Source organism: Streptomyces sp. NPDC046303 (genome assembly GCF_055588085.1).
In genome coordinates, this window is sequence record NZ_JBVJFA010000017.1 from 137,268 (window position 1) to 163,446 (window position 26,179).

At 73.4% G+C, this 26,179-nt stretch carries 20 protein-coding genes and 1 pseudogene; 7 read left to right on the forward strand and 14 right to left on the reverse strand.

What is annotated here, in order from left to right:
* Window positions 1–2: 2 nt before the first annotated feature.
* The 3 genes from ACZ6I1_RS19815 to ACZ6I1_RS19825 all read right to left on the reverse strand — a co-directional run bounded on the left by ACZ6I1_RS19815 (window position 3) and on the right by ACZ6I1_RS19825 (window position 5,911).
* On the reverse strand, window positions 3–2,783 hold the full coding sequence (locus ACZ6I1_RS19815; RefSeq protein WP_469288845.1) for a helix-turn-helix transcriptional regulator: 2,781 nt from the start codon (window positions 2,781–2,783) through the stop codon (window positions 3–5).
* 225 nt (window positions 2,784–3,008) lie between these two features.
* Window positions 3,009–4,760 (reverse strand): S8 family peptidase, encoded by a 1,752-nt coding sequence (locus ACZ6I1_RS19820; protein WP_469288905.1) that lies wholly within the window; start codon window positions 4,758–4,760, stop codon window positions 3,009–3,011.
* A 380-nt stretch (window positions 4,761–5,140) separates the two neighbouring features.
* Window positions 5,141–5,911 carry a DUF1838 family protein gene (locus ACZ6I1_RS19825; protein WP_469288846.1) on the reverse strand — a complete coding sequence of 257 codons (771 nt, stop codon included), beginning with the start codon at window positions 5,909–5,911 and terminating at the stop codon, window positions 5,141–5,143.
* Between the two features lie 140 nt (window positions 5,912–6,051).
* On the opposite strand from ACZ6I1_RS19825, the gene ACZ6I1_RS19830 reads away from it, so the two are divergent.
* The 3 genes from ACZ6I1_RS19830 (at window position 6,052) to ACZ6I1_RS19840 (ending at window position 8,468) form a co-directional block, all read left to right on the forward strand.
* Window positions 6,052–7,050, forward strand: a complete 999-nt coding sequence (locus tag ACZ6I1_RS19830) for a DUF1996 domain-containing protein (RefSeq protein WP_469288848.1) — start codon at window positions 6,052–6,054, stop codon at window positions 7,048–7,050.
* 87 nt (window positions 7,051–7,137) lie between these two features.
* Window positions 7,138–7,749, forward strand: a complete 612-nt coding sequence (locus ACZ6I1_RS19835) for a sigma-70 family RNA polymerase sigma factor (RefSeq protein ID WP_469288849.1) — start codon at window positions 7,138–7,140, stop codon at window positions 7,747–7,749.
* Entirely contained in the window at window positions 7,746–8,468 is a 723-nt protein-coding gene (locus ACZ6I1_RS19840; RefSeq protein ID WP_469288851.1) for an anti-sigma factor, read from the forward strand. The genes ACZ6I1_RS19835 and ACZ6I1_RS19840 overlap by 4 nt, the downstream gene beginning before the upstream one ends.
* 424 nt (window positions 8,469–8,892) lie before the next feature.
* On the opposite strand, the gene ACZ6I1_RS19845 is transcribed toward ACZ6I1_RS19840, so the two are convergent.
* Window positions 8,893–9,624 carry a DUF7873 family protein gene (locus ACZ6I1_RS19845; RefSeq protein ID WP_469288853.1) on the reverse strand — a complete coding sequence of 244 codons (732 nt, stop codon included), beginning with the start codon at window positions 9,622–9,624 and terminating at the stop codon, window positions 8,893–8,895.
* A 172-nt stretch (window positions 9,625–9,796) separates the two neighbouring features.
* On the opposite strand from ACZ6I1_RS19845, the gene ACZ6I1_RS19850 reads away from it, so the two are divergent.
* From ACZ6I1_RS19850 to ACZ6I1_RS19860, 3 genes are read left to right on the forward strand one after another with little or no spacing between them, the layout of a single operon-like run.
* Entirely contained in the window at window positions 9,797–10,702 is a 906-nt protein-coding gene (locus tag ACZ6I1_RS19850) for an ATP-grasp domain-containing protein (protein ID WP_469288855.1), read from the forward strand.
* A complete protein-coding gene (locus tag ACZ6I1_RS19855) occupies window positions 10,699–11,523 on the forward strand; it encodes an ATP-grasp domain-containing protein (protein WP_469288857.1) in 825 nt (274 codons plus the stop codon). The genes ACZ6I1_RS19850 and ACZ6I1_RS19855 overlap by 4 nt, the downstream gene beginning before the upstream one ends.
* Before the next feature lie 29 nt (window positions 11,524–11,552).
* The gene (locus ACZ6I1_RS19860) at window positions 11,553–12,413 is read left to right on the forward strand and encodes a DMT family transporter (RefSeq protein ID WP_469288859.1); all 861 of its coding nucleotides are present in this window, start codon (window positions 11,553–11,555) and stop codon (window positions 12,411–12,413) included.
* Between the two features lie 8 nt (window positions 12,414–12,421).
* Here ACZ6I1_RS19860 and ACZ6I1_RS19865 read toward each other — a convergent pair whose 3' ends face one another.
* Both ACZ6I1_RS19865 and ACZ6I1_RS19870 read right to left on the reverse strand, forming a co-directional pair.
* Window positions 12,422–13,108 (reverse strand): response regulator, encoded by a 687-nt coding sequence (locus tag ACZ6I1_RS19865; protein WP_469288861.1) that lies wholly within the window; start codon window positions 13,106–13,108, stop codon window positions 12,422–12,424.
* Window positions 13,105–14,283 (reverse strand): sensor histidine kinase, encoded by a 1,179-nt coding sequence (locus ACZ6I1_RS19870; RefSeq protein WP_469288863.1) that lies wholly within the window; start codon window positions 14,281–14,283, stop codon window positions 13,105–13,107. Before ACZ6I1_RS19870 ends, ACZ6I1_RS19865 begins: the two co-directional genes overlap by 4 nt.
* A 282-nt stretch (window positions 14,284–14,565) precedes the next feature.
* Here ACZ6I1_RS19870 and ACZ6I1_RS19875 point away from each other — a divergent pair, with 282 nt between their 5' ends.
* On the forward strand, window positions 14,566–16,797 hold the full coding sequence (locus ACZ6I1_RS19875; RefSeq protein WP_469288865.1) for an MMPL family transporter: 2,232 nt from the start codon (window positions 14,566–14,568) through the stop codon (window positions 16,795–16,797).
* Between the two features lie 12 nt (window positions 16,798–16,809).
* On the opposite strand, the gene ACZ6I1_RS19880 is transcribed toward ACZ6I1_RS19875, so the two are convergent.
* The 8 genes and pseudogenes from ACZ6I1_RS19880 to ACZ6I1_RS19915 form a co-directional block, all read right to left on the reverse strand.
* Complete coding sequence (locus ACZ6I1_RS19880) at window positions 16,810–17,667, reverse strand: PaaX family transcriptional regulator (RefSeq protein ID WP_469288867.1); 858 nt, start codon at window positions 17,665–17,667, stop codon at window positions 16,810–16,812.
* A gap of 104 nt (window positions 17,668–17,771) precedes the next feature.
* Entirely contained in the window at window positions 17,772–18,497 is a 726-nt protein-coding gene (locus ACZ6I1_RS19885; RefSeq protein ID WP_469288907.1) for a maleate cis-trans isomerase family protein, read from the reverse strand.
* 81 nt (window positions 18,498–18,578) lie between these two features.
* A complete protein-coding gene (locus ACZ6I1_RS19890) occupies window positions 18,579–19,496 on the reverse strand; it encodes a fumarylacetoacetate hydrolase family protein (RefSeq protein WP_469288869.1) in 918 nt (305 codons plus the stop codon).
* 15 nt (window positions 19,497–19,511) lie between these two features.
* Window positions 19,512–20,627: a cupin domain-containing protein gene (locus ACZ6I1_RS19895; protein WP_469288871.1), complete on the reverse strand. Its 1,116-nt coding sequence runs from the start codon at window positions 20,625–20,627 to the stop codon at window positions 19,512–19,514.
* Complete coding sequence (locus ACZ6I1_RS19900) at window positions 20,624–21,652, reverse strand: carbon-nitrogen hydrolase family protein (protein WP_469288873.1); 1,029 nt, start codon at window positions 21,650–21,652, stop codon at window positions 20,624–20,626. The genes ACZ6I1_RS19895 and ACZ6I1_RS19900 overlap by 4 nt, the downstream gene beginning before the upstream one ends.
* Window positions 21,653–21,665: 13 nt before the next feature.
* Entirely contained in the window at window positions 21,666–23,969 is a 2,304-nt protein-coding gene (locus ACZ6I1_RS19905) for an oxidoreductase (protein WP_469288874.1), read from the reverse strand.
* A complete protein-coding gene (locus tag ACZ6I1_RS19910; protein ID WP_469288909.1) occupies window positions 23,951–24,505 on the reverse strand; it encodes an acyl-CoA thioesterase in 555 nt (184 codons plus the stop codon). Before ACZ6I1_RS19910 ends, ACZ6I1_RS19905 begins: the two co-directional genes overlap by 19 nt.
* A pseudogene (locus tag ACZ6I1_RS19915) lies at window positions 24,485–26,107 on the reverse strand (AMP-binding protein); the annotation flags it as partial. The pseudogene ACZ6I1_RS19915 and the gene ACZ6I1_RS19910, both read right to left, overlap by 21 nt.
* Between the last annotated feature and the right edge of the window lie 72 nt (window positions 26,108–26,179).

Genomic DNA, 26,179 nt, shown 5'->3' on the forward strand with positions numbered 1-26,179 from the left:
GCTCAGCGCGTGGTGCGCAGTGCGGTGGCCAGTGCCGTGGCGAGCTGGGCCCGCGAGCGCACGTCGAGCTTCTGGTAGATACGGGTCAGCCGTGCCTCCACCGTCTTGACGCTGAGGAACAGCTTCGCCGCGGCCTCCTGGTTGCTGGCACCCCGGCTGACGAGCAGGGCGAGCCGGGTCTCGGCCTCGGTCAGGGCGGCGGCCGCCGCCTCCGGGCGCCCGCCCTCGCCCGCCGCCGGCTCCCGGGCGAGCTCGGTCCACGGGGTGGCGCCGGCCCGCTCGAACACCTCGGCCGCGGCCAGGAGCGCGACGCGGGCCGGGGCCCGCCGGCGCCGGCGCCGTTCCACCCGGGCGAGCGCGAGCAGCGTGCGGCCCCGTTCCAGCGGCAGCCGCAGGGTCTCGAACCGCTGCGCCGTGGCCTCCAGCAGCTGTACGGCGGCGTCCGCCTCCCCTTGCGCCGACAGGCACAGGCCGCGGGCCCGGTCGAGTGCGGCGACGACGCCGGTGCGGCCGAGGCCCCGGGCGACGGTGCGCACGGAGTCGAGCAGCCGGGCGGCCTCCTCGGGCGCGTCGGCCGCGACGAGTGCCTCGGCCAGCTCCCCGTGCCAGCGCAGGATCGAGGGGTCCACCACCTTCTGGGCGGCTTCGAGTTCGGCGACCCGGCGCAGGGTGGCGACGGCCTTCGCCGCCTCGCCGGTGGCCAGTTCGACCAGTCCGAGCGCGTGCAGGCTGCGGGAGAGGAACACCTGGTCGTGCTCCTCGTACGAGGCCTGGATGCCGCGGCGGGCGTACCCGGCGGCGCGGGCGAAGCTGCCGCCGTTGGCCTCGGCCATCGCGGCGACGTACCAGGCGGGCCCCGGCGAGAGGCCCGCCTCGATGGTGAGTTCCAGGGCCTGGCGGGCGCGGGACGAGGCGGCCGTGCACCGGCCGCTGCGCAGTTCGACCTCCGTGAGGCTGCGCAGGACCTCGAAGACGTCCTCGGCGGAGCCGGTGCGCTGGACGGCGGGCAGCAGGACCATCAGCTGCTTGCGGGCGTCGTCCAGGCGGTCGTCGAAGAGTGCGTGCCGTACGGCGAGGTACTGGGGCGCGTTGCGCATGCCGAGCGGTACGTCGGGGGCGGGCAGGGCGAGCGCCTCGGCGAGGATCGCCTCGGCGCCGGGGTCCCCGAGGATGCGGCCCATGCGGGCCCGTACGGTCAGGGCCATGGCCTCGGCGACCTGGTCGCCGCCGAGTGCGGCCAGTGCGCCGGCCCGGGCCGCCGCGTCGCGGGACCGGACGGGGTCCCCGTCGCTGAGGTTGTGCTTCCAGGCGATCCGCAGCTGGACGGCGGCTTCGAGCGAGGGGTCCCCGGCGGCGTCGGCCATGGCGCAGGCGAAGGTCTCGTCCAGGGCGCCCAGGGCCTGCCCGGCGGCGTCGATCACGGCGAGCCGGGCCCGGACCCGGCTGGCGGGCGAGGCGTCGCGGGCCAGGACGGCCCGGGTGGCGCGGCGGGCGAGATCGGCGCGGCCGGCCCAGCCGGCGTCCTCGGCGGCGTTGACGAGGCGGGCGAGTTCCTCGCCGGCCAGGTGGGAGGGCGTGCGTTCGGCGGCGAGCAGGCCGAGTTCGGCGGCCAGCGCCCGCTGGCCGCGGCGGCGGCAGACCGCGGCGGCCTCGGTGATCTCGGCGGCGAGCCGCTGGTCGGGGGTGTCCACGGCCAGTGCGCGGTGGCGTACGGCCTGGACGGGGTCGCCGACGGCCTCGGCGAGCGCGGCGTGTCCGGCGGAACGCTCGGGCCAGCCCGCGTCGGCCGCGAGCGCCGTGGGCAGGGCGCCGGCCGTGAACTCGACGCTGCCGTCCTCCCCCACCCGGACCAGAGCGGCCCGTTCCGCCTCGGCCAGCTCCGCCTCGGCGTCCGGGCGGCCGGCCCGGCGCAGCAGGGCGGTGGTGGGGCGGGCGGCCAGGGCGGCGAGCAGCAGGGTGCGGCGGGCCTGGGCGGGGACCTCGGCGAGCAGCCTGCGGGCCACCTCGCGGGCCTGCCCGGAGACGGGCAGGGTGTCGGCGTGGTGGGCGCTGCCGTCGCGGGCCCCGGCGGCTTCGGCGAGGGAGTGGCCGAGGGCGATGGCCAGGCGGGGGTTGCCGCCGCTGGCCTGGTGGATGCGTCCGGCGAGGCGGGCGGGCAGGCCGTGGCGGACGAGGAGTTCGGCGATCTCGTCGGCGCCGAGCGGGGGCACCCGGATCGCGGGGGTGCCGGTGCCGCAGAGGCATTCGCCGACCGGTGCGCCGCCCTGGACGCATTCGGCGACCAGGACGCGGACCTGGGGCGGGGTCAGGCGCAGGACGAAGCGGAGCAGGTCGGTGCTCTCGGCGTCGAGCCACTGGGCGTTGTCCAGGACGAGCAGGACGGGGTGTCCGGCGGCGAGCGTGCGGAGGACTTCGAGGACGGCGAGGCGCAGTGCGACGTGGTCGCGGCCGGCCCGGGGCGTGTCCGTCTCGCGGCACAGCAGGGCGATGGCGGTGCGCTGGGGGCCGGAGAGCCGTTCGAGGGCGGCGCCCGGGACGGTGGCCAGCAGGGCCGCGGCCGAGGCCTCGGGTATCCATTGGTCGGCGGCCTCGGGCGCGAGGCGCAGCACGGTCTCGCGGCGGGACTCGGCGGCCGCCGCAACGGCGCGTACGACCTCGGTCTTCCCCGCGCCGGTGGGGCCGGTCAGCAGGGCACGGCCGTGCGAGTTCAGCGCACGGTCGACCGCTTCGACCAGTTCGTCCTGTCCGACGCTCGTGTCAGCGTTCCCCGTCGCCGCCACCACGCACAGCCACCAGCCTCTCGGTCCCCAGCTCCTGTGCCATTCCTGTGAGACGCGACAATACGAGGTCGGATGGCGGGTGGACCCGGATTGTGACGCAGAAATCAGCCAGGTGACGGGAAAAGCCGTCGGACCCGCCGGTACACGTGTACCGGCGGGTCCGCGGGGTGGGACTTGGTCCGTACTATCGGCCTGTCAGGCCGAGTTGGCGACCGAAGCGGAATCTGATCAGAAGGTCAGGTTCCAGAAGTCGATCTTGCCGGTGTCGCCGCCGGCGTTGTCGTTCACGCGGAGCTTCCAGGTGCCGTTCGCGACCTCGGAGGAGGCGTTGACGGTGTAGGTCTGGTTGATGTTGTCGGCGCTGCCGCCGGACCGGTTGTGCAGGTTGTACACCGAGCCGTCCGGGGCGATCAGGTCGACCTTCAGGTCACCGATGTAGGTGTGCACGATGTTCACGCCCACCTTGAGGGTGGCCGGGGCGTTGCCGGTCTTCCCGGAGACGGTGATCGGGCTCTCCACGGTGGTGTTGTCACCGATGGTGTAGTCCGTGCCGTTCTCGAGGGCCGGAGGCGTGGTGGTGGTCACCGCGTTGACGGTCGCGGCCGCGTCGGCGAGACCGGTGCCGCAGCCGCCGGAGCAGACGCCGGCCAGCGGGCGGGTGTTGTTCTTGATCGCCGACTCGACCTGGGCCGGGGTCAGCGAGGGCTTGGCGGCGAGCACGAGCGCGGCGAGGCCGGCGACGTGCGGGGCGGCCATGCTGGTGCCCTGGTAGGGCTTGTAGTTCTCGGCGCCGGGGGTGGTGGTACCCGCGTTCAGCGTGGAGAGGATGCCGTTCTCGGGGGTGGTGATGGTGCCGGGGGTGTCGGTACCGCGGCGGGTCTCACCGCCCGGGGCGGCGACGTCGATGCTCGCGCCGTAGTTGGAGTAGAAGGAGCGGTCGCCGGTGCGGTTGCTGGCGGCCACGTTGATCACGTTGTTGCAGCTGGCCGGCGAGAAGCCCGCCGCGTCGGCGTTGCTGTTGCCTGCGGCGACGACGACGGTCGTACCGCGGGCGACGGCGGCGTTGATGGCGTTCTGGTACGTGGAGGTGCAGGCACCCGAGCCGCCGAGGCTCATGTTGATGACCTTGGCCGGGGTGGCGTTCGCCGGGACGCCCGCGACGGAGCCGCCGGAGGCCCAGGTGATGGCGTCGGCGATGTCGGCGGTCGTGCCGCCGCACTTGCCGAGCACGCGGACGGGCTGGATCTTCGCGTTGTACGCGATGCCCGCGATGCCCTTGGTGTTGTTCGTGGCCGCGGCGATGGTGCCCGCCACGTGGGTGCCGTGCCAGGAGGAGTTGCCGGCCCTGGAGCCCACTCCGCACTCGCCGTCGGTGGCGTTCCAGTCGCCCTCGTCGGCGGGGTTGGCGTCACGGCCGCCGCCGTCGCGGGCATAGGTGGCGTTGCTGATGAAGTCGTAGCCGGCGACCACGTTCGCGGCGAGGTCCGAGTGGGCCACGTAGCCGGTGTCGATCACGGCGACGGTGACGCCGGAGCCGGTGGTCTTGTCCCAGGCCGCAGGAACGTTCATGCCGGCGGTGGGCTCGAAGAGGTCCCACTGCTTGGCGTACTCGGTGTCGTTCGGGGTGGCCATCGGGTAGGCGCGGGAGTCGACCTCGACGTAGGCGACGTCCGGGTCGGCGCGGAACTGCGCCATCAGCTTGGCGGCGTCGGCGGGGGCGGTGGCAGAGCCGAGGCTGACCAGGGCCGCTCCGGTGCCGAGGCGGCGGTCGAACGTCGCCTTCTTGCCGGCCTGCTTGCCCTTGGCCGCGGCGTCGACGGCGGCGGCATTGTTGGAACTGGCCTCGGAGGCGGAGCTCTTGTATCCGACGATGAGGTTCTCGACCGGAGCGGTGGCGGCGGTCTCGGCGGCCGGCGCCGGAACGTCGGCCGCGACGGCCACGGAGGCGGTGGCGGAGCCGGCGAGCAGGGTGACGGACATCGCCACCACGGATATGAGCCTGCGTCTCGATGCGTGCACGAAGTTCCCTTTCGCGGGCCGGTTCCGGGCAGGCCGGAGCGGCCGGTCGGTGCAGTGTGGGAGGTGACCGGCGGCCGCGGGACCGGGAGCGAGCTGGTCGAACTCGCCCCGGCCGCCGCCGCGCGCCACGTTGCCCCGGCCTCGACGGCGGGGCAGGGCAACGGCGTACCGAAGATTCCCCCTGGTGGGACGGCATCATGCCATGTGGGGTTGGCGTGCCGGCCGTCGGGTCAGGAGAAGATCGCCGATGGGCAGACAGTAGGCAACGCGGGGATGAACGCGATACGGGGAAAACCCTTGTCCGCTCCCTGCCCCTGCCCCGGGAGGCGCTCGGGGGGCGCTCAGCGCGTGGCGGCACCTGCCTCGGCCGCGCCGCCGAGGGGCGGGAAGAGCTTGCGGAAGTACGTCCAGCTGGTCTCGTTCGGCTCGGACCATTTGTCCGGAGAACAGGCGAATTCCGGATGGTGGGCGGCGATGGAGGAGCGAGTGCGCTCGGGAACCTCCGCGTACGAGCCGAGCTTTCGGCCACGGCAGTGGAAGGTGAGGCCGCCGGGCCGCTGCCCCTGCTCCATCCAGGGCAGCCAGGGCGACATCCGGGTCCAGGACATCGTGGCCGGGACACTGGGCTCGTCCGTGGACAGGACCGTGGCGGGCGCGAAGAACTGGAAGAGCTCCAGCGCCCGGTAGGTGTCGTCGGCCGAGTGGGCCGGGTACTGCGCCACGGGCAGCGGCGAGGGGTAGGCGAGCGGGATCTCCAGGCTGAAGCAGACCTGGTCGCCCAGTTCGGTCACGGGGACCGGGAAGGGCCGCCACTTCTGGTTGGCCGGATCGTTCCAGACGTGGACCACCGGCCGGTCCTGCCAGGTGTCCAGGATCTCCCGGGTCAGGGGGTCCAGATAGAAGGCGGCTTCCCTGGACAGCAGCTGGTAGCCGCCGGTCTCCTCGTCCCGGACCAGCCGGGCGACGTTCAGCCCTTCGAAGCCGAAGAGGCGCTGGTGGGGCTCCCCGGGGCCCCAGGTGTAGACGTCGCCCGACCACCAGTAGGTCACCTCTGCCCCGTCGAGCGAGGCACGGGTGCGGGCGAAGGCGTGCAGCAGCTCGGCTGGCGTCATCTCGGGTGTCATAGGCCGTACTCTGCGCGGTCGGTGCCCGGACCGGCAAGGAGGCCCCGCTCTCCCATCGGGCGCGCGGCACCGTTCGCCATCCGGATGCCCGGTTGACTCGGGTGGCGCCACCGGCGACCGTGACCGCCATGGGGAAAGAACGCCGCCTGCTCACGCTCGCCGTCTTCCTGGTCCTGGGCGGCGGGCTGCTCGCCGCCGTCCTGGGGGCCTCGCGGGCGGCCGGTCCGCACCCGGGGACGGAGGGCGCCGGCCCGGCACCCTCCGACTACGTGGACATACGCGATGTTCCCCGCGCGTCCGCGCCCGAACCGGCGCCGGGAGCCGAGGGTTCGGCCGGCTCGGTGGTGGTGGACTGCGGACGCAACGAGGAGGGCCACTTCAACGAGGACAACCTGGTGGTCTCGCCCGGCCTGCCGGCCGGCGCCCACCACACGCACGCGTACGTCGGGAACCTGTCCACGGACGCGATGTCCACCGACGCCTCCCTGGACGCGGCCGCCACCAGTTGCCGCGGCGGCGACCGGTCGACGTACTACTGGCCCGTCCTGCGCCGGCCGGACCGTCCGGGCACCCGCCCGCACGAGACCTCCGCGGCACACGGCAACACCGGGCAGATCCTGCCGGAGGCCTCGGTCCGCGTGGAGTTCCGCGGCAGTCCGGTGAGCAAGGTGGTGGCGATGCCGCGCTTCCTGCGCGGGGTGACCGGCGACGCCGTCGCCGGCACGGCGGACAGCGACGCCGACGTCCGGGCCCGCTGGAGCTGTTCGAGCACCCCGGACCGGTCGACCACCCGCTATCCGCGCTGCCCCCGGGGCGACCTCGTCACCCGCACCCTGGTCTTTCCGAGCTGCTGGAACGGCCTGGACACCGCCGGCGAGGGGCACCGCTCGCACCTGAGGTTCCCCGCCGCCAACGGCGTCTGCCCGCCGCGCACCTTCCCGGTGCCCGAGCTGCGCGTCTCCCTGTCCTACGAGGTCGCCGCGGGGGCGCCCCTCGCTCTGGACTCCTTCCCCGAGCAGCGGCACAGCCCGAAGACGGACCACGGCATGTTCGTGAACGCGATGACCGGCCGGCAGATGACCGCGGTCGTCGACTGCCTCAACGAGGGCCGCGCGTGCCGCATGTGAGCGGGTGACGCACGTCACGTGAACCCGGTCCGTACGGCAGGCGTGTTCCGACCGCACCACGCAGGCGAGGAAGACGGAGAGGGTGAGATGGCCGGACCACTGTGGCCCCGCACTCGGCGGGGCTCGACCGATGAAGCACTGATCAGGTCGGTGTACGAGGAGCACGGCCACGCCCTGCTCGCGTACGCCACCCGGCTGACCGGAGACCGGGCCGCCGCCGAGGACATCGTCCAGGAAACGCTGATCCGGGCCTGGCGGCACTCCGAGGTCCTGGTGAACGGAAAGGGCTCGGTGCGCGGCTGGCTGCTCACGGTGGCCCGCAACATCATCACCGACCGCTACCGGGCCAAGGCCGCACGGCCGCCGGAGGTCTCGGGGGCCGCGGCCACTCCCCCGGTGGAAGTGGACCACGCCGATTCCGTGGTGGACACGATGACGGTGCTGGGCGCACTCGACCGGCTGTCACCGGAACACCGGGACGTGTTGCGCGAGTTGTACTACCGCCAGCTCAGCGTCGCGGAGGCGGCGGACAGCCTCGGCATCCCGGCCGGTACGGTCAAATCGCGTTCGCACTACGCGCTCAAGGCGCTGCGCGACGTCTTCCGGGACAACGGCGCCGGGGACGGCGCTTCCAGACAAGGCAAACGATCGGGCAGGCCGCCCCAGCAGCCCGCCGGACTGCGTGAGGTGGTGGCATGAACCGGCAGCGGCACGAGGAGGAAGAACAGCTCGGCCCGTACGTGCTCGGCGTCCTGGACGACACGGAGGTCCGCCGGGTCGAGGAACACGTGAGCGGGTGCGTGCAGTGCCGGGAGGAGGTGGCCGCGTTGCGCGAGATGGAGGCGGCGCTGGGTGAGGTCCCCGCGGAGGCGTTCCTCGACGGGCCTCCGCGGGGCGGAGACCTGCTGCTCCAGCGCACGCTTCGGCAGATGCGCGGGGAGCGGGCCGGTGAACGGCGCCGGCGGGCGGCGCTCGCGGGACTGGCCGCGGCGGCCTCGCTGGCCGCCGTGTTCTGGGCCGGTGCTCAGCTGGGCGCCGGTGATTCGGGGGCGGTGGCCCTGCCCCGGCCCTCCCCCACGGTGTCGACGGCTCCCCCGACGGTGGTGCCCGGGACCAAGGTGGCCTCCGCGACCGATCCGGTCACGGGCAGCCGGATGACCGTGCAGATGGCCCCGGCGGCCCAGTGGGTACGGGTGCACGCGGCCGTCACGGGGGTGCCTCCGGGCGAGCGGTGCCGGCTGGTCGTGGTCGCCCGGGACGGTACCCGCACCACCGCGGGCGGCTGGGTCGTCGGCCAGGAGAACGGCGAGGGCAAGGGCGCGTCGCTGGACGGCTCGGCGGCCGTGGATCCGGCGAACGTGAAGGCGGTCCTGGTGGAGAACGAGGCGGGCCGGACGTTCGTGTCCGTACCCGTGTAGCCGGTCGTACGCCCCGGCCATCGGAGCGGGGACGTGACAGAGCCCGGGAGCATGTCCAGCTCCCGGGCTCCTGCTTGCCACCCAATTGCGCACACCGGCGGCGTTTAAGTGCCGCGGATCATATTGAGACCGACGTGTTCTGCCATTGAACTACCGCGCCACGGGAGAGGCGCAGGAGGGACTTGAACCCCCATCCGTCGATGATCGTCCGCGCCCGGTCGATCCGGTGTTCGGCGGCGAATACTGAGACTGGAGCGAGAATCTGAGATTTACGGGGCCGCCTCTGCCAGGCTTGGGCCACCCCGGCACGTCGTGCCGGGGGAGGGATTCGAACCCCCAACTGACACCCCTGTTCAGCTTCAACATCAGTTTCAGCTTGCGCTCTCGCGCACCCCCTGCAGACATACAGGGGGAGATTTCGGGGCTACCCGAAGAGGTATCCGAACACCGCGTCGCCGACCCGCTGGTCGGTCACCTCGGTGCCGTTGGCCTCCTCGCGGGCGAACTTGACGGCCTGCTGGAGCTTCTCCACGCGGTCGAGGAGTTCGTTCACGCGCCGGGCCGGCAGTGCGCCGGAGAACTTCACCGTCGTCCAGTACCCGACCGGGACGTCCTCGTAGTAGACCTCGACCTGCGCCGGGTGCTTGTCGGTGGCCTCGGCCTTGACGTGGTTGCGCGGCACCTTCTTGGTGCGGATCGTGCGCACCGGGTCCGTCTTCCAGGAGTCCGTGGACGGGTCCAGGTTCCAGGACTCGGACGCGTCCAGCACCGGCAGCTTCCGTACGAAGGTGTGCATGTCGGTGAGCTGCTTCTCGAGGAAGAGCAGATACGGCACGGGCACCTGGGCCAGCAGGACCCTGCCGTCCACGACGACATCGGCGGCCGCGGTGCGGTTCGCCCAGTCCTTGGTCGCCGTCACGTCGAACAGCCGCGTGAGCGTGCCGGCCGTCGCCCGCAGCACGTCCTCCGCCTTCACCTGGACCCGCGTGGACTCGGGCGGCAGCTGCTCGCCCTCCTCGTCCTTGGGCTGGTAGGTGCGGGAGATGCCGGCCAGCAGGGCGGGCTTCTGGACGTCGTGGTGAGCCTGCGAAAGCTCCTGGAGGGACTTGGACTTGACGCCCTTTTCGACTGCGATGATCTGATTCAGCTTCGGCACGGGATGAACCTAACAGCAGCCTGCGGCGTCCGTACATTCGAATATTCGGTTCCTCCCGGCCGCCCGGACCCGCCCAGGTGGACCGATCATCACATTGCGGTCCATGACATCCTGTGACGTCACAACTCGCCGGACGGGATCGGCGGACGTCCGGGGAATATGGGGAAGGTCCATGAGGCTCTGCTTCCTGGTGGAGGAGCACTACCGCCACGACGGCATGCCGAACGAGGTGATCCGGCAGCTGGCCGCGTGGGGCCACCGGGTCGACGTGGTGCGGCCGGGGGGCTCGCTGCTGTCCATGACCGAGGCGGTGCGCGCCGGTTCCCACGACGCCTGGGTGCTCAAAACCGTGTCCGGCGGTCCCGGGCTGACCCTGCTCGAGGCCGCCGCCGCGGCCGGGCTGACCACGGTCAACGACGCCCGCTCGATCCGCGGCGTACGGGACAAGGCGCTGGCCGCCGCCATCGGCCGGGCCCGGGGGCTGCCGCTGCCGCCGACCTACGCGGCGGCCCGCCCCGAACTGCTGCGGGAGATACCGGCGGCCGAATACCCCCTCGTCGTCAAGCCCGCCGACGGGAGTTCCGGGCGGGCCGTGCACCTGGTGTCCTCGCCGGAGCGGCTGGAGGCGATGCTCCCCGTCCTGGCGGGCGAGGGGCTGCTCATCGCCCAGCCGTACGTGCCCAATTCCGGCACGGACATCAAGGTGTACGGGGTGGGCGGGGAGCTGTTCGCGACCGAGCGGTGTTCCCCCCTGCACCCGGATCCCGCGGTGCGGGAGCGCCGCGTGCCGCTCTCGGCGGAGGTCGCGGCGATCGCCGCGGACGTGGGGTCGGTGTACGGGCTCGACCTGTACGGGGTGGACGTGCTGCTGGGTCCGGACGGGCCCGTGATCGTCGACGTGAACGACTTCCCGAGCTTCCGTCAGGTGCCGGACGCCACCGCGCGGGTGGCCCGTGCGGTGCTGGACCTGGCACGGTCCGGCGGCTCCCCGCCCCCGTCGGTGCCGTCGGGGCTGTCGTACGCCCTGCCGCTGTCGATTCCGGCCCAGGTGTCGGCGGTGGCGGTGGACGGCGCGTGAGGATCGGCCTGATCACTCCGGAACCAGGTCATCCGCTGCTGGCGGCCACCGCCGCCCTGCTGGCGCCGGAGCACGTCGTCGAGGCGCTCGACCCCGGCGCGGTGGCAGAGGTCCCGGAACCGCCGGCCGATGTGTATCTGCTGAAGTCGCGTACCCCGCAGGCCCTGGAGCTGGCCCGCCGCCTGGAGGGGCGGGGCGCCCCCGTCGTCAACACCGCGGCGGCGACCGCCCTGTGCCAGGACCGTACCGCGATGGCGGAGCGTGCCCTGCGGGCCGGCCTGCCGTTCGCCGCGACCCGCACCGTGGGCTCGCTCTCCGCGTGGGCCGCGTCGGGTGCGGCGCTGCCCTCCCCCGTGGTGGTCAAGAGCCGGCACAGCCGGCGGGGCGACCTGGTGGCCCGCGTGGACGGCGCCGCGGGACTGCGGGAACTGGCGGCGCACTGGCCGCGGGAACCGGTGGTGGTGCAGGACTTCGCGCCCAACAGCGGCTGGGACCACAAGCTGTGGGCGATCGGGGACCAGGTCTTCGCGGCCCTGCGCCGCTCCGAGCTGTCGCCGGGCGGGCGCGGGCCCAGCCGGACTCTGGACCCGGCCCGGCTTCCCGCCGGATGGGCCGACCTGGTGCGGGAGACCGGAGCGGCCTTCGCGCTGGACGTCTACGGCGTGGACATCATCGACGCCGGTGGCGGGAGGCCCCTGATCGTGGACGTGAACGCCTTCCCCGGCATCCGCGGCCCGTCGGGCGCTCCCGGAGCCCTGGCGGCCCTGGTCCTGCGGCGGGCCCGGCACGGCATCGGGTCCGGGAGTGTCGCGGCGCCCTGAGGGGCGCCGGATCGGTGAGGATCGGGGGCATGGGCTACGTCCTGCCGGTCCTCTTCGCACTGTTCGCGGCGTTCAGCAACGCGCTGGCGACCGTGCTCCAGCGGCGGGCCGCGCTCACCGTGCCGCAGAGCGACGGCTTCCGGTTCGGGCTCGTCCTCGACCTGCTGCGGCGGCCCCTTTGGATCGCCGGGATCCTGGCCGTGATCGCGGCCGGAGTGGGGCAGGCCGTCGCGCTCGCCACGGGCGCGCTGGCCCTCGTACAGCCGCTGTTCGTCCTGGAGCTGCCGCTGGCGCTGCTGATCGCGTCGCTGGTGGCGCGGACCCGGCTGCCGGGGGCGTTGTGGCTGGCCGTGGCGGGGGTGGTGGCCGGGCTCGGCATCGTGCTGGTGGCCGCCTCACCGGAGGGGAACCGCACCGACGTACCGCTCGACCGGTGGGTGCTGGCGCTGGCCGCGTCCGCGGTGGCGGTGGCCCTGCTGGCCGCGGCAGGACTGCGCCGGCCGGCCGGGCGGATGCGGGCCGGGTGCCTGGGCGCGGCCACCGCCGTCTGCTACGCGCTCACCGCCGCCCTCATGAAATCCGCGATGCACGTCCTCGACGGGGGCGGGATCGGCGCGTTCCTGACCACGTGGGAGACGTACGCCTTCGCCGTCAGCGGGGTGTGTGCGCTGCTCCTGCTCGAACACGCCATGCAAGGCGGCCCGCTGGTCGCCTCGCAGCCCGCGCTGACCCTCGGGGACGCGAGCGTCAGCGTGGCGCTGGGCGTGCTGCTGTACGAGGAGCACCTGCGGGCGCAGTGGTGGCTGCTGCCGCAGGCGCTGGGCCTGGCCCTGATCTGCGCCGGGGTGCTCGCGCTGGCCCGGGCGGAGCTCCCGGACGAGGCCGGGTAGCCGGTGCCTCACTGGTTCCGGGTGCCGGCTTCGACCAGGCCCGTCTCGTACGCGGCGATCACCGCCTGGGCGCGGTCGCGGACGGCGAGCTTCCCGAAGAGGCTGGTGATGTGGTTCTTCACGGTCGACACGCTGATGTCCATGGCCTGGGCGGTCTCCGCGTTGTCGAGCCCCGTGGCCATCAGCCGCCACACCTCCTGCTCGCGCGGCGTCAGGTCGCCCGGGTCCACCGTGGGCGGTTGCGGAGGGCGCGGGGCCAGTACGTAGGCGGAGAGGAGCCGGGTCAGCAGCCGGGGCGCGACCGCGGCCTCTCCGGTGTGCACCACGCGCACCGCCGCGACGAGTTCCTCCGGGGAGATGTCCTTGGGCAGGAACCCGTAGGCCCCGGCGCGCAGCGCCGCCACCACGTACTCGTCCATGTCGAAGGTGCTCAGCGCCAGGACCCGGCACTCGGGCAGGGTCCGCGCGAGCCGTTCGGTGGCGCCGACCCCGTCCAGCACCGGCATCCGGATGTCCATCACGACGACGTCGGGCCGCAGCCGGTGGGCGAGTTCCACCGCCTCCTCGCCGTCGCCGGCCTCGCCCACCACCTCGAAGGCCGGGTCGGGGGCGAGGATCAGGGCCAGCCCGCGCCGCACCAGCGGCTGGTCGTCCGCGATCAGCACCCTGATCGCCTCCGTCGTCCGTCCGCTCATCGCAGCGCCCCTTCCCCGCTCTTCAGCGGCAGTCGGGCCGCCACCCGGAACCCGCCCGCGGCCAGCGGTCCGGCCTCGAGCGTGCCGCCGTGCAGGGCGACCCGTTCCCGCATCCCCACCAGACCGTAGCCGGATCCGGCGGACGCGGCCGCCGCTCCGGCCCCGTCGTCGGACACCTCCACCGCCAGCCCGTGCGTCCCGTACGTCAGCCGTACGGAGGCCCGCGCCTGGCCGGCGTACTTGCGGGCGTTGGTCAGCGCCTCCTGCACGATGCGGAACACGGTCAGGCCCACGCTCGGCGGCAGCGGGCGCTCCTCGCCCCGCACGTCCAGTTCCACGGGCAGCCCGGCCCGGCGGGTCTCGCCGATGATGCCCGCCAGGTCCCCGACCCCGGGCTGCGGGGCGGTGGGCTCCTCCTCGGCCTCGTCTCCCGCCCGCAGTACGTCCAGCAGTTGGCGCATCTCGCGCAGCGCCATCCGACCGGATCCCTCCAGGGTGACCAGTGCCTCCCGGACCACCTCGGGGTCGCCCGCCAGGTTGGCGCGGGCGCCTCCGGCCATCAGCTGCATGGTGGTGATGTGGTGGGCGACGATGTCGTGCAGCTCACGGGCGATGCGGCGCCGTTCGTCGGCCACCGCGCGGTCGGCGAGCAGCCGGCGGTTGGCCTCGTTCTCGCGGTGCCAGCGGTTCATCGCGGCGGCGGTGACGATCACGAGCAGTGCGTTGGCGGCGCTGCCGATCACGTCCAGGATCCCCGGCCGCGGTGACTGCCCGATCAGCGGCATCGCCGCGGAGACGAGCGCGGCCCACGCGACCACGGCCGGGCCCCGGGATCGTGCGACGGTGTAGAGGGCGACCGCGGCCGTCGCGGTGAAGTGCTGGGGCACCGGCACGGTCAGGTTGAGGCCCAGCCCGAGCAGCAGGACGGCCGCGAGCGTGGACAGCGGGGCGCGGCGCCGGGCCAGCAGCGGCAGCGCGGCCACGACCAGCAGGACGCAGCCGGCCGGCGGGACGTACCCGTGGTCGATCTGACTGCTGAGCGAGAAGCCGAGGAGGTCCACGGCGGCGGCCCCGATGGTGACCAGCGCGTCGTTGCGCGTCCAGGGCGGGGCGTCGCCGCCCGGCCGGGGGCCGCCGTCAGCGGAACTCTCCGACGCGGTACCCGTCTTCTGCATGGTGTCGATGGTGTCGTCCTCCCCCGTGGGCGCCCCCGCCGGCGGCCGGGGCGCACGACCGACCGTCGTCTCGTGATCCATTCTTTCACCGGTCCGCGGCCCCCGCCCCGGGACCTGGAGCCGATCACGACCCGGGACCAGGGTCCTGGTCGGCGCTCCGGCCCGGCCCCCGCTCCCGGGCGCCGTCTCGTCCTGTGCTCGGACGCATCGTGCGCGGCGCGCTGATGAGCTGGATTCAGCCGGGAGGACCCGGCGAAGCATCCGACACCGAAGGACAACCACGTGATCCGCGCTCTGACCGGGTTCTCCGCCCGCAACCCGTGGAAGGTGATCGCCGTCTGGGCGGTCCTGGGCATCTTCCTGAGCGTGCTCGGCCAGGCACTCGTCTACCGGGTGACCGAGACCCAGAGCGGCGAGTTCCTGCCCGCACAGTACGACTCGGCCGCCGCGCTGAGGGTCGCCGAGGAGAAGTTCGGGGTGAAGCCCGACAGCAACGCGGTGACCGTGCTCGTCGCCCGCGCCGACGGCGAGCCGCTCACCGAGGCCGATCAGCGGCGCGTCGGCGACGTCGCCGGGCAGCTGGGCAGCCGGCGCGTCGAGATGCCCGCGCCGACGGAGGACGAGCCGCCCGCCTTCCTCAACGAGGACCACTCCCAGACCCCCGGGGTCGTCCCCGCGATGACCGCACCCGACCGGAGCTTCGCGCTGCTCTCGGTCCGGCTGACCGGCAATTCGATGGACCCCGGCCTCCAGCGCGTGTACCGCGTCTTCCACGACCGGGCCGAGGAGGCGTTCACGGAGGCCGGGATGCGCACCGGCTTCACGGGCGGCCTGGCCGACCTCACGGACACCGCCGACGCGGAGAAGACCACCCAGACCGTTGTCGGCATCCTCATGGTCGGCCTGATCGTGCTGATCAACATCCTGGTGTTCCGCAGTGCCCTGGCCGCCTTCGTCCCGCTGATCGCGGTGGTCATCGTCGGCGGCGCGGCGGCGGGCACGGTGGTCGGCGGCGCGGCGCTCAGCGGCATCCGGCTGGACCCGTCCACCCCGAGCATGATCAGCGTCGTGCTGATCGGCATCGGCGTCGACTACTTCCTCTTCCTCCTGTTCCGCTTCCGGGAACAGCTGCGCTCCCGGCCGGAGCAGCCCGCCCGTGAGGCGGCGGCCGAGGTCAGTGCCCGGGTCGGCACGGCCATCACGTCGGCCGCCCTGACGATCGTGGCCGCCTTCGCCACCCTGGCCATCGCGACCTTCGGGCAGTTCCGCGTCCTCGGGCCGGCCATCGCCGTGTCGGTCCTGGTCATGCTGCTGGCCAGCCTGACCGTGATGCCCGCACTGCTCGCGGCCACCGGACGCGCGATGTTCTGGCCCTCCCGGGCCCTCAAGCGGGAGCCCGCGGAGGGGGCGGCCACCCGCTTCGGCGCCCTGGTCGCCCGGCGCCCGGCGAGCCTCGTACTGGCCAGCGTCGCCCTGCTGGGCGCTCTCGCGGCCGGACTGGCCGGCATCCGGATGGACTTCGGCCAGGGCGGCGGCAGCCTGGAGACCCCGGCCGCCGCCACCGCCGCCGAGATCTCCCGCTCCCTGCCCGCCGGGGTGTCCGACCCGGCCACGGTCTACGTCACCGCGACGGACGGCCGCACCCTCGACACCGAGCGGATCGAGGCACTGCCCCGGGCCCTCGCCACGGTCGAGGGCGTCGGCAAGGTGGGGGCGACCACCCTCAACGAGGACCGCACGGCCGCGCGTTTCGACTTCTACCTCACCGCCGGCCCGCAGACGCAGGAGGCCCGCGACCTCGTCTCGGGACCGGTCCGCGACACGATCGCCGGCGTCGCCCCGGCGGGAACCGAGGCCCATGTCGGCGGCACGGCCGCGGTCTTCGCCGACATCTCCACCGCCGTCGACCACGACCTGCGAATCGTCTTCCCCGTCGCCGCGGTGCTGATCGCCCTCATCCTGATCGTCCTGCTGCGCAGCCTGCTCGCCCCCGCGATCCTCATGATCGCCGTCGGCCTCGGGTTCGCCGCCACCCTCGGCGCCTCCGCCTTCTTCTTCCAGCACCTGCTCGACGAGCCGGGCGTCAACTTCGTCCTCCCGCTGGTGCTGTTCCTCTTCGTCGTCGCCCTCGGCACCGACTACAACATCCTGATCAGCGACCGCATACGCGAGGAGATGGAACGCCCCGGGCCGGCGCGCGCGGCCGTCGCCCGCGCCGTCCGGCACACCGCGCCCGCGATCGCCACGGCGGGCGTCGTCCTGGCGGCCTCGTTCGGCAGCCTCGCCGTGAACACGGACCCGTCCACGCAGCAGATCGGCTTCGCGACGGCGCTGGGCATCATGCTCTCCGCGTTCGTCCTGTCCATCGTGCTGGTGCCCGCGCTGGCCGCGCTCCTCGGCCGGAGCACGTGGTGGCCGGTCCGCCCCGGCCGCTCCCGGCGCGGCCGGCCCGACGGTCTCCCGGCCGGCCCCCCGGCCTCCCGCCCGGACCAGGACCGGGTCTCCGTCGGATAGGCCGTCTCGTTCCTAGTGCTGCTGCCGTGTTGACGGGGGCCGGGACTCTTCGGGCAGGCCCGTGACCTCCTGGACGTGGCGCAGGCTCGGTTCCAGCAGCACCGTGTGGAGCTGCTGGAACACCTGGCGGGCGGTGACCGCGTTCCAGTCGGCCGGGAGCAGTTCCGTCGGCAGGCCCGGGTCGAGGTACGGGAGGCGGCGCCACTGGGTGAGCAGCGGCACGTAGTGGCGGAACGCCTGCGCGGGGTCCGGGCCGGGCCCCGCGCCCAGCCGTGCCGCCACGGGCGCGTAGGCGTCGGTGAAGGCCGCGTACTGGGTCTGGATCGCCGGGAAGTCCCACCAGGAGCCGACCGTGCCGGGCAGGTCGCTGAAGGCGGCGTACTCGGCGGCGAACAGGTGGACGTAGTCGCTGAGTCCGAGCCGCTCCAGCATGCCGCGGGCGTCGTCGAGCAGCCGGCCGGGCGCCAGCCACACGCCGGGGGCGATGTTGCCGAAGCCGAGCCAGGTCAGCCGGGTGCGCAGCTGGTAGCGGTGGTTGCGCTCGGATTCCGGTACGGAGAAGACCGCCATGGCCCAGCCGTCGGCCAGGTCGGCGGGTTCGAGGCTGGCGAAGATGCGGCGGTCGCCCTCGTCGAAGACGGGGTGGGCGGCCGGGCTGAGGCGGTAGCCGGTGGCGCCCCTGCGCTCCGGTTCGAGGACTCCGCGCTTCTTGAGGCGCGAGATGGCCGAGCGTACGGCCGGCCCGTCGACGTCCAGTTCGCCCATCAGCGTGATCAGGTCCGCGATGGAGATCCAGCCGCCGAGGCGGCGCAGGAACGCCCCGTAGACCGTGTTGATCAACGAGCTGGGCCGAAGGGGGCTGTCGGACATGATCGCCTTCCGTTGTGCGCGGTCGCGATCATATCGAGCCCTCCTCCGGCCCCTGCGGCCCCTGCGGGCTGCTCGGCCTCCTCGGGCTCCTCGGGCTCCTCGGGCTACTGCGGCAGGGGCGCCCGCGCGTACGCGCCGGACAGCAGGTGTCCGGCCCCCGGGGCCACGGCCTCGAGGTCCAGGGCGCGCAGCATCTGGTGGGCGGTGCAGACGGCGGCGGACACGACCGGCTTGCCCAGCAGCTGTTCGGCCTCCTCGATGGCGGTCAGGGAGGGCATCTGCACGCAGGCGGACAGGACGACCGCGTCGGCCTCCGCGTGCTCCAGCGCCCGGGCGAGCCCGGGCAGCCGGGCCGGGTCGTGCGCGGCGACGTCGAGGTTGTCGGGGATCTCCAGGGCCTGGTGGTCCAGGACCTCGATGCCCTCGTGGCCGAGGTAGTCGACGACGGTACGGGTGAGCGGGCGCATGTACGGGGCGAGCAGCACGATCTTCTGGGCGCCCAGCGTGTGCAGGCCGTGGACGAGGGCGCCCGCGCTGGTGACCACGGGCGCCGGTCCGCCGTTCTGCGCGGTGCGCAGGTGCAGGCGCTCCTGCGCGGCGCGGTGGTAGCCGAGCCCCATGCTCATGATGGCGACCAGGCAGGCGTAGCCGAGCACGTCGACGCGGGCGTCGGAGAGTTCCACGGCGCAGCGGTCGGAGTCGGCGTCCATGGCCTTGAGCTGCTCGGGGGTCACATGGGTCATGCGCATCCGGCTGGAGTGGAAGGTGAAGCCCTCGTCGGGTACGAGGCTCTGGCGGGCCCGCAGGATCGCCGGGACCTCGGTCTCCATGGTGACGTTGGAGCTCGGCACGATCTGGCCGATGCGGAAGGTACGGGGCGTACGGGAGGTACGGGAGGGCACGGGTACTCCTCAGCGGGCGTCGACGACGGGATTGGTCAGGGTGCCGATCAGCTCGACGGTGGCTTCGACGGTGTCCCCGGGGACGAGGAACTGCGGGGGGACCATCCCGGCTCCGACGCCGGAGGGCGATCCCGTCGCGATGACGTCGCCGGGCTCCAGGGTCATGCCGGAGCTGATGTCGGCGATGAGGCGGGCGATCGGGAAGAGCATGTGCCGGGTGTTCGACTTCTGCTTGGTGACGCCGTTGACGCGCAGGGAGAGGTCGAGGGCCATGGGGTCGGGAACCTCGTCGGCCGTCACGACCACCGGGCCGAAGGGGGCGTAGGAGTCCTGGCCCTTGGAGAAGAACCACTGGCCGGAGCGGCGCTGGTCGCGGGCGCTGATGTCGTTGACGACGGCGTAGCCGAAGACGTGGTCGTACGCCTCCTGCTCGCTGACCCGGCGGGCGGTGCGGCCGATGACGACGGCGAGTTCGCACTCCCAGTCGAGCTGGGTGGTCAGGTCGGCGTTGTGCAGGATGGGCTGCCCCGGCCCGGTGACGGCGGTGGCCGGCTTGGAGAACAGGACCGGGCGCGGCGGGCGTTCCCGGTCGGTGTCCAGGCTCCGGCTGGACTCCTCCACGTGCTCCACGTAGTTGAGGCCGACTCCGATGATCTTGCCGGGCCGGTACGGGGCGCGCAGGGTGACCTCGCCCGGGCGGTGCACGGCCGAAGCCGGCCGGTCGGACGGATCCGCGGCGAGCAGGCGCCGGGCGGTCTCCCGCGCGGCGGGGCCCGCCTGGATGAAGGAGAGCAGATCGTGCGGCAGGTGGACTCCGGCCCGGTCGGCGAGGGCGGCCAGGTCGATGACGTGGCCGTCGTCCTCGACGCCCAGGCGTTCGGCGCCGCCGCCGGAGCCGGTGGTGGTGGTGAAGGTCAGCAGTCGCATGGGGGCTCCTCGGGTTCAGGCGGTGGCGGGCTGGTGGCCGCCGTGGTCGGGGTACGCCTCTTCCCGGTGGAAACCGAGCGAGCGCATGACGGGGAAGTCGTTGAAGGAGAAGAGGCAGGCGTCCTCGGAGGGATCGAGGTTGTGGTGCTCGTGCCAGGCCCAGGACGGGACGCAGAAGATGTCGCCCTCGGTCCACTCGAAGCGCCGTCCGGCGATCACCGAGACGCCCCGGCCCTTAGCAGCGGTGTAGAGCACCGAACCGGTGTGGCGGTGCGCGCGGGTGACCTGGCCGGGGCGCAGCAGCTGCATGTGGGCGCCCATGGTGGGCATGACCGGACCGCCGGTGAGCGGGTTGGTGTACTCGGCGATGACTCCGTCGTACGGGGAGCCCTCGCCGGCCTTGGCGAGCCCCAGCAGGGCCTCGTACGTCGGCTCCCAGGGGAAGGCGAGCAGCGGCGAGTAGGGCCGGGTCCACTTCTCCACCCCGTACGGCAGCAGGTTCGCCGCGTACGTCAGGACGGAGGAGTTGATGACCTTTCCGGGGGTCTGGTACAGCTCGGGGTGCACCTCGTAGAACCCCGCGTCCAGGGCGTTGACCAGCGGGATGTCGAGTCCGTCCTGCCAGATGACGGGCGCGTCGTCCGATTCGTTGCCGTGTTCGTGCCAGGTGCCGCCGGGGGTGATGGCGAAGTCGCGGGCGCCGACCTTGAGTTTCTGGCCGTCGACGATCGTCCAGGCTCCGGTGCCCTCGTGGACGAAGCGCAGGGCGGCGGCCTGGTGGCGGTGTGCGGTCATGGCCTCGCCGGGGCCCATGATCTGCAGGCCGGTGTAGAGGAGTCCGGCGGCGGCGCTGACGTCCCGGCGGCCGGGGTTGACGAGCATGACCACGCGGCGGCCGGCGTCGTCGGCCCGGACCAGGCCGAGGGCCTTGTGGACCAGGGGGCGCAGGTCGGCGTACCGCCACAGCACGGGGACGGACCGGGGCTGCGGGTACCAGGGCTCGATGTCGTTGGCGACGGTCCACAGGGCGCCCGCGTCGAGGGCGCCGAGTTCCTCGTAGTAGGCGGTGAGTTCGGGGGTGTCGGTGACCCGGGCGCGGCCGAGGGCGGTGTCGTCGTGCTCGGTGCTCATGCGTCCTCCTCGGAGGCGGGGGCAGGGGTGGGGGCGGGAGCGGGGGTGGTCGGGGGGCCGGGGGGCACGGTGAACGCCACGGGCCGGCGGGGGCGGTTGTCGACTTCGAGGCGGAAGACGTCGAAGCGGTTGTAGTGGCCGACGATGTCGTGCATCTGCTTGGGCTGGACGCAGCGGGCCAGGTCGATCTCGCCGTAGACGATGCCCTCCTCGTCGACGAGGGGCTCGGTGACCGGGCGGCCGTCGGGGCCGAAAATCCCGGACAGGGCGCTGCGCGGGCGGGTGAACTGCTCCCGCAGGTCCTCGTCGTTTCCGGCGACGGCGTCGACGATCTCCGCGGAGACGGTGGAACAGGCGACGACGGAGAAGACCTTGCCCTCGAAGCTGTGGGCGGCGGTGCGCACGGCGATGGCGTCGGCCATGTCGTAGTCGGCCGGGGCAACGGGCAGGGCGATGTAGCAGGAGGCGTGGACCAGTTCGCCCTGCGCGAGGAGGGTGAACCGGGCCAGGGTGTTGGTGTTCTCTCCGCAGGCCAGAACGCCGAGCGGTCCGACGGGGGTGGCGTGGACCCGCAGCGAGCTGCCGTCACCGCCGGTCCAGGTGAGCTTCTCCGCCCAGGTGGGCACCAGCTTGCGGTGCGCGCCGAGGAGTTCGCCGTCGGGGCCGATGGTGAGCAGGGTGTTGTGCAGGACGCCGAGGCTGTACGGGACCCGTTCGTTGACGCCGATGACGAGGGTGGTGCCGTGCTGCCGGGCGGCGGCGCGCAGGGCGTCGACGTGCGGTCCGGGTACGTCGACCGAGGCGGCCCGGAGCCGCGCGAACCAGGGCGAGCCCTGGACCGGGTTCATCGTCCAGTTCCAGTACGGGTATCCGGCGACGAACACCTCGGGGAACACGACGAGTTCGGCGCCGTTGCCGGCGGCTTCGGCGATCAGGGCGACGGCCTTGTCGACGGTGGCGGCGGGGTCGAGGTAGACGGGGGCGGCCTGGACGGCCGCGGCCGTGAAGCGGCGCAGGTTGTCCATGGAGGGACCTCCGCTATCGGGGTGCGGGCACCGCGGCGACGCGCGGCAGCCAGCGGCGGTGGACGGGTTCGGCGGGCGGCCGCAGGAGTTCGAGGCGGGGCGGCACCCGGTCGGTGCGGGCGGCCGGGGGCCGGCGGCGGCCCGCCGCCCAGGACGGCGCCCAGGGTGCCGCGGGCCCCTGGTAGCCCTGGGCTGCCGCGGCGTGCAGGGTCCAGAGGGGGTCGTGGAGCTGGGCGCGGCCCACACCGCAGAGGTCGGCCCGGCCGGCCAGGAGGATCGAGTTCACGTCGTCGTAGGTGGAGATCGCGCCGACGGCGAGGGTGGGGACCCCGGTGGCGTTGCGGATCAGGTCGGCGTACGGGGTCTGGTAGCTGCGGCCGTACGGGGGCCGCTCGTGGGCGACGACCTCGCCGGTGGAGACGTCGATGGCGTCGGCGCCCGCCTCGGCGAGGGCGCGGGCGACGGCCACGGCGTCGGTCTCGGTGAGGCCTCCCTCGGCCCAGTCGGCGGCCGAGATGCGGACGAGCAGGGCCTTGTCGAAGGGCCACACCGCCCGTACGGCGCGCAGCACTTCGAGCGGCAGGCGCAGCCGCCCGGCCAGGTCTCCGCCGTAGGCGTCGGTGCGCCGGTTGGTCAGCGGTGAGAGGAAGCCGGAGAGCAGGTGACCGTGCCCGTACTGGAGTTCCAGTACGTCGAAGCCGGCCCGGTCGGCGCGCCGGGCCGCGGCCGCGAAGTCCCGTACGAGCACGTCCATGTCGGCGCGGTCGGCTTCGCGCGGGAGGCGGCTGTGCTCGTCCCAGGCCAGGCTCGAGGCGGCGAGGGGCGGGCCGTCGCCGGTGGCCGCGCGGCGGCCCGCGTGCGTGAGCTGGATGCCGAGGCGGGTGTCGCACTGGCCGCGGATGAAGCCGGTGATCCGCCGCCAGGCCGCTTCCTGCTCGTCGGTCCACAGGCCCGGGCAGCCGGGGGTGGCGCGCCCGTCGGCGCTGACGGCGGTCATCCCGGCGAGGACCAGGCCGGAGCCGCCGAGGGCCTGGGTGCTGAGGTGGACGAGGTCGAAGTCGCCCGGGACCCCCTCACGGGCGGTGTCCAGCGCGGTCGGCGGTACGACGACCCGGTTGCGCAGCAGCAGGCCGCCGAGCCGGAACGGCCGGAACATGGGCGGCACGGTCGAGGAGCCGTTGACCGCGGTGGTGAAGCCCTCGTCTCGGACGCGCAGGTTGTCGTAGGTGACGCGGCGGCTGCGGGTCAGCAGGTTGAAGGCGAACTGGTGAGGGCCCTGGCCGGTGTACCGGTCGATGTGCTCGAACCACTCGAGGCTGGCCTGGGCGGCCCGCTGGGTGGACTCCACCACCGGCTTGCGCTCCTCCTCGTAGGCGGCGAGCGCCCGCGGCACGTCGGGGTGTTCGTGCAGGCAGGCGGCCAGCGCGAGGGCGTCCTCCATGGCGAGCTTGGTGCCGGAGCCGATGGAGAAGTGGGCGGTGTGGGCCGCGTCCCCCAGCAGCACGATCTTGCCGTGGCGCCAGGTGCGGTTGCGCACGGTGGTGAAGCGCAGCCACTTGGAGTTGTTGGGGAGGAGCCGGTGGCCGTCGAGGTGGGCGGCGAGGAGTTCCTCGCAGCGCCGGATGCTCGCGGTGTCGCTCGCGCCGGGGGGCAGGCCGCGGGCGGCGGACTCCTCGAAGCCGGCGCGCCGCCAGGCGTCCTCGGCCATCTCCACGATGAAGGTGGAGCGGGTGTCGTCGTACGGGTAGGCGTGCACTTGGAGCGTGCCGAAGTCCTGTTCGTCGACGATGAAGGTGAAGGCTTCGAAGACCTTGTCCGTGCCGAGCCACATGTAGCGTCCGGCGCGTTCGTCGAGGTCGGGGCCGAAGGTGTCGGCGAAGGCGGCGCGGGTGGCCGACCGTACGCCGTCGCAGGCCACGACCAGGTCGTGGGTGTCGGCGAGTTCGGCGGCCGGCGGGGCCTCGGTGCGGTAGCGGACGTCCACCGCCAGGGCGGAGCAGCGCTCCTGGAGGATCCGCAGCAGGTCGCGCCGGCCGAGGGCGGCGAAGCCGTGGCCGCCCGAGGTGAGGGTGCGGCCCCGGTAGCGGATGTCGACGTCCGTCCAGCGGGCGAACCGCGCCGACATGGCCTCGTACGTCTCGCGGTCGGCCTGGGCGATGCCGTCGAGGGTCTCGTCGGAGAACACGACGCCGAAGCCGAAGGTGTCGTCGGGGGCGTTGCGCTCCCAGACGGTGATCTCCCAGTGCGGGGAGAGCTGTTTGGCCAGGGCCGCGAAGTACAGCCCGCCGGGGCCTCCTCCTATGACTGCCACGCGCACGGCGTGCCTCCCAGTGGTTCCGAAGCGATGAGGAGCTCGGCCCGTTGCGGGCCCGCGGTGGTGAGTACGGCCCGTACGTCGTCGGGCCAGGGGGTGGCCCCGGTGGCGCGGGCTGCCGAGTGGGCGATGACCATCCGTCCGGCGGCCGCCTCCGTGCCGTGCTCCCCGTAGACCGTGAACGCGTAGTGGAGGGAGGCGGCGCCGACCTTGGTGACCCGGAGCTCGGTGCGCACCGCGTCCCCGAACCAGAGCCGGGCCCGGTAGTCGGCCTCGAAGTGGACCCGCGGCGTGCTGCCGAAGAGGTGGGCCAGGCCCAGGCGGCGCAGCAGCACGGCCTCGGCCGCCTCGACCCAGCGGGCGACCGTGGAGTGGTGGTAGTGGCCCGCGGCGTCGGTGTCGGGCCATTCGACGCGGCGTTCGACGACGACGCTCGGCAGCCGCGGGGGCTGCGGCGGCTCGGCCGGCTGCGGCGGCTCGGCCGGCCGGGGGCGTGTGCCGGGGTGTGGGGCGGCCTCGGGGGCCGTCCGGGCCGCCAGGCTGCGCAGTTCGGCGCGCCGGAGCTTTCCGGAGCCGGTGCGCGGGAGTTCCGTCACGAACTCCACGGCGCGCGGGTACTTGTAGGGGGCGATGGTCCGTTTGACGTGGTCCTGGAGTGCGCGGACCGTGTCCGGGTCCGCCGGGACGCCCGCGCGCAGGACCACGTACGCCTTGACGATCATGCCGCGCCGTTCGTCGGGGGCCCCGACGACACCGCACTCCTCGACGTACGGGTGGGCGGCGAGCGCCTTCTCGACCTCGGGGCCCGCGATGTTGTAGCCGGAGGAGACGATCATGTCGTCGCTGCGGGCGACGTACCAGAAGTAGCCGTCGGCATCGCGGACATAGGTGTCGCCCGTGATGTTCCAGCCGTTCCTGACGTACGAGGACTGGCGCGGATCCGCGAGGTAGCGGCAGCCGGTGGGGCCGGTGACGGCGAGGAGGCCGGGCTGCCCGTCGGGCACGGGATCGCCCTGTTCGTCCACGACGGCGGCACGGTAGCCGGGTACGGGACGGCCGGTGGAGCCGGGCCGGATGTCCTCGTCGGCCGCCGAGATGAAGACGTGCAGCATCTCGGTGGCCCCGATGCCGTCGATGATCCGCAGGCCGGTGGCCTCGTGGAACTCGTGCCAGACGGCGGCGGGCAGCGGCTCACCGGCGGACACGCAGCGGCGCAGTCCGGCCAGCCGGTCCACCGCCCCGGCCGCCATGATCGCGCGGTAGGCCGTGGGAGCGGTGAACAGGACGGTCACCCCGTGGGCGGCGACGAGGTCCGCCAGCTGCTGCGGAGCCGCCTGCTCGATCAGCAGGGTCGCGGCGCCGGCGTACAGCGGGAAGACCACGAGCCCGCCGAGCCCGAAGGTGAAGGCGAGCGGCGGCGTGCCCGTGAACACGTCGTCGGGGCGGGGTTTGAGAAGGTGCCGGGAGAACGTGTCGGCATTGGCGAGGACGTCGCGGTGGAAGTGCAGGGTCGCCTTGGGGCGGCCCGTCGTGCCGGAGGTGAAGGCGATCAGCGCCACGTCGTCGGCGGCGGTGTCGACGGTGGCGAAGCGGCCGTCCTTGGCCGCGCACCGCGCGGTCAGGTCCTCGGGGCCGCGTCCGCCGTAGGGGACGACCGGCAGGCCGGGAAGGCCGGCCGCGTCGAGCTCCCCGGTGTGGCGGTGGTCGCAGATCGCGGCCGCGGGACGGCTGATGTCGTACAGCTCGGCGAGTTCGGCGGCACGCAGCAGCGGCATGGTGGTCACGGCGACGCAGCCGGCTTTCAGGACGCCGAACCAGGCGGCGACGAGCCACGGGTTGTTGGGGCCGCGCAGCAGGACGCGGTTGCCGGGGCGCAGTCCGAGGTCCTCGGTGAGCACTTGGGCGACCTGGTCGGCCCGGCGGCGGAGTTCGCCGTACGTCCAGCGGTCGGTCGGGGTGAGCAGGGCGGGACGGTCGGGGCCCAGGCGTTCGACGGTGTCGTCGAGCAGTCGCCGGGCGCAGTTAAGCCGGTCCGGATACGCCAACTCCGGTAGGTCGAAGTGGAGTTCGGGCCAGAGAGGGAAAGGCGGCAGCCGGTCGCGACAGAAGGAATCGGCATGCGCGGAAGGGGAGAGCTCCATGGGGCGGCACCTCGATCAGGGAGCAGCGGGGGAGACGGGTGCAAGGTATGTCGAATATTTGGCGCCCGTCAA

Coding starts and splice junctions, on each gene's coding strand:
- ACZ6I1_RS19860 (WP_469288859.1), top strand. CDS start 11,553: ATGGGCTACGTCCTGCCGGTCCTCTTCGCACTGTTCGCGGCGTTCAGC.
- ACZ6I1_RS19885 (WP_469288907.1), bottom strand. CDS start 18,497: ATGGAGACCGAGGTCCCGGCGATCCTGCGGGCCCGCCAGAGCCTCGTA.
- ACZ6I1_RS19865 (WP_469288861.1), bottom strand. CDS start 13,108: ATGAGCGGACGGACGACGGAGGCGATCAGGGTGCTGATCGCGGACGAC.
- ACZ6I1_RS19870 (WP_469288863.1), bottom strand. CDS start 14,283: ATGCAGAAGACGGGTACCGCGTCGGAGAGTTCCGCTGACGGCGGCCCC.
- ACZ6I1_RS19880 (WP_469288867.1), bottom strand. CDS start 17,667: ATGTCCGACAGCCCCCTTCGGCCCAGCTCGTTGATCAACACGGTCTAC.
- ACZ6I1_RS19825 (WP_469288846.1), bottom strand. CDS start 5,911: ATGACGCCAGCCGAGCTGCTGCACGCCTTCGCCCGCACCCGTGCCTCG.
- ACZ6I1_RS19835 (WP_469288849.1), top strand. CDS start 7,138: ATGGCCGGACCACTGTGGCCCCGCACTCGGCGGGGCTCGACCGATGAA.
- ACZ6I1_RS19830 (WP_469288848.1), top strand. CDS start 6,052: ATGGGGAAAGAACGCCGCCTGCTCACGCTCGCCGTCTTCCTGGTCCTG.
- ACZ6I1_RS19890 (WP_469288869.1), bottom strand. CDS start 19,496: ATGCGACTGCTGACCTTCACCACCACCACCGGCTCCGGCGGCGGCGCC.
- ACZ6I1_RS19850 (WP_469288855.1), top strand. CDS start 9,797: ATGAGGCTCTGCTTCCTGGTGGAGGAGCACTACCGCCACGACGGCATG.
- ACZ6I1_RS19840 (WP_469288851.1), top strand. CDS start 7,746: ATGAACCGGCAGCGGCACGAGGAGGAAGAACAGCTCGGCCCGTACGTG.
- ACZ6I1_RS19900 (WP_469288873.1), bottom strand. CDS start 21,652: ATGGACAACCTGCGCCGCTTCACGGCCGCGGCCGTCCAGGCCGCCCCC.
- ACZ6I1_RS19820 (WP_469288905.1), bottom strand. CDS start 4,760: ATGTCCGTCACCCTGCTCGCCGGCTCCGCCACCGCCTCCGTGGCCGTC.
- ACZ6I1_RS19895 (WP_469288871.1), bottom strand. CDS start 20,627: ATGAGCACCGAGCACGACGACACCGCCCTCGGCCGCGCCCGGGTCACC.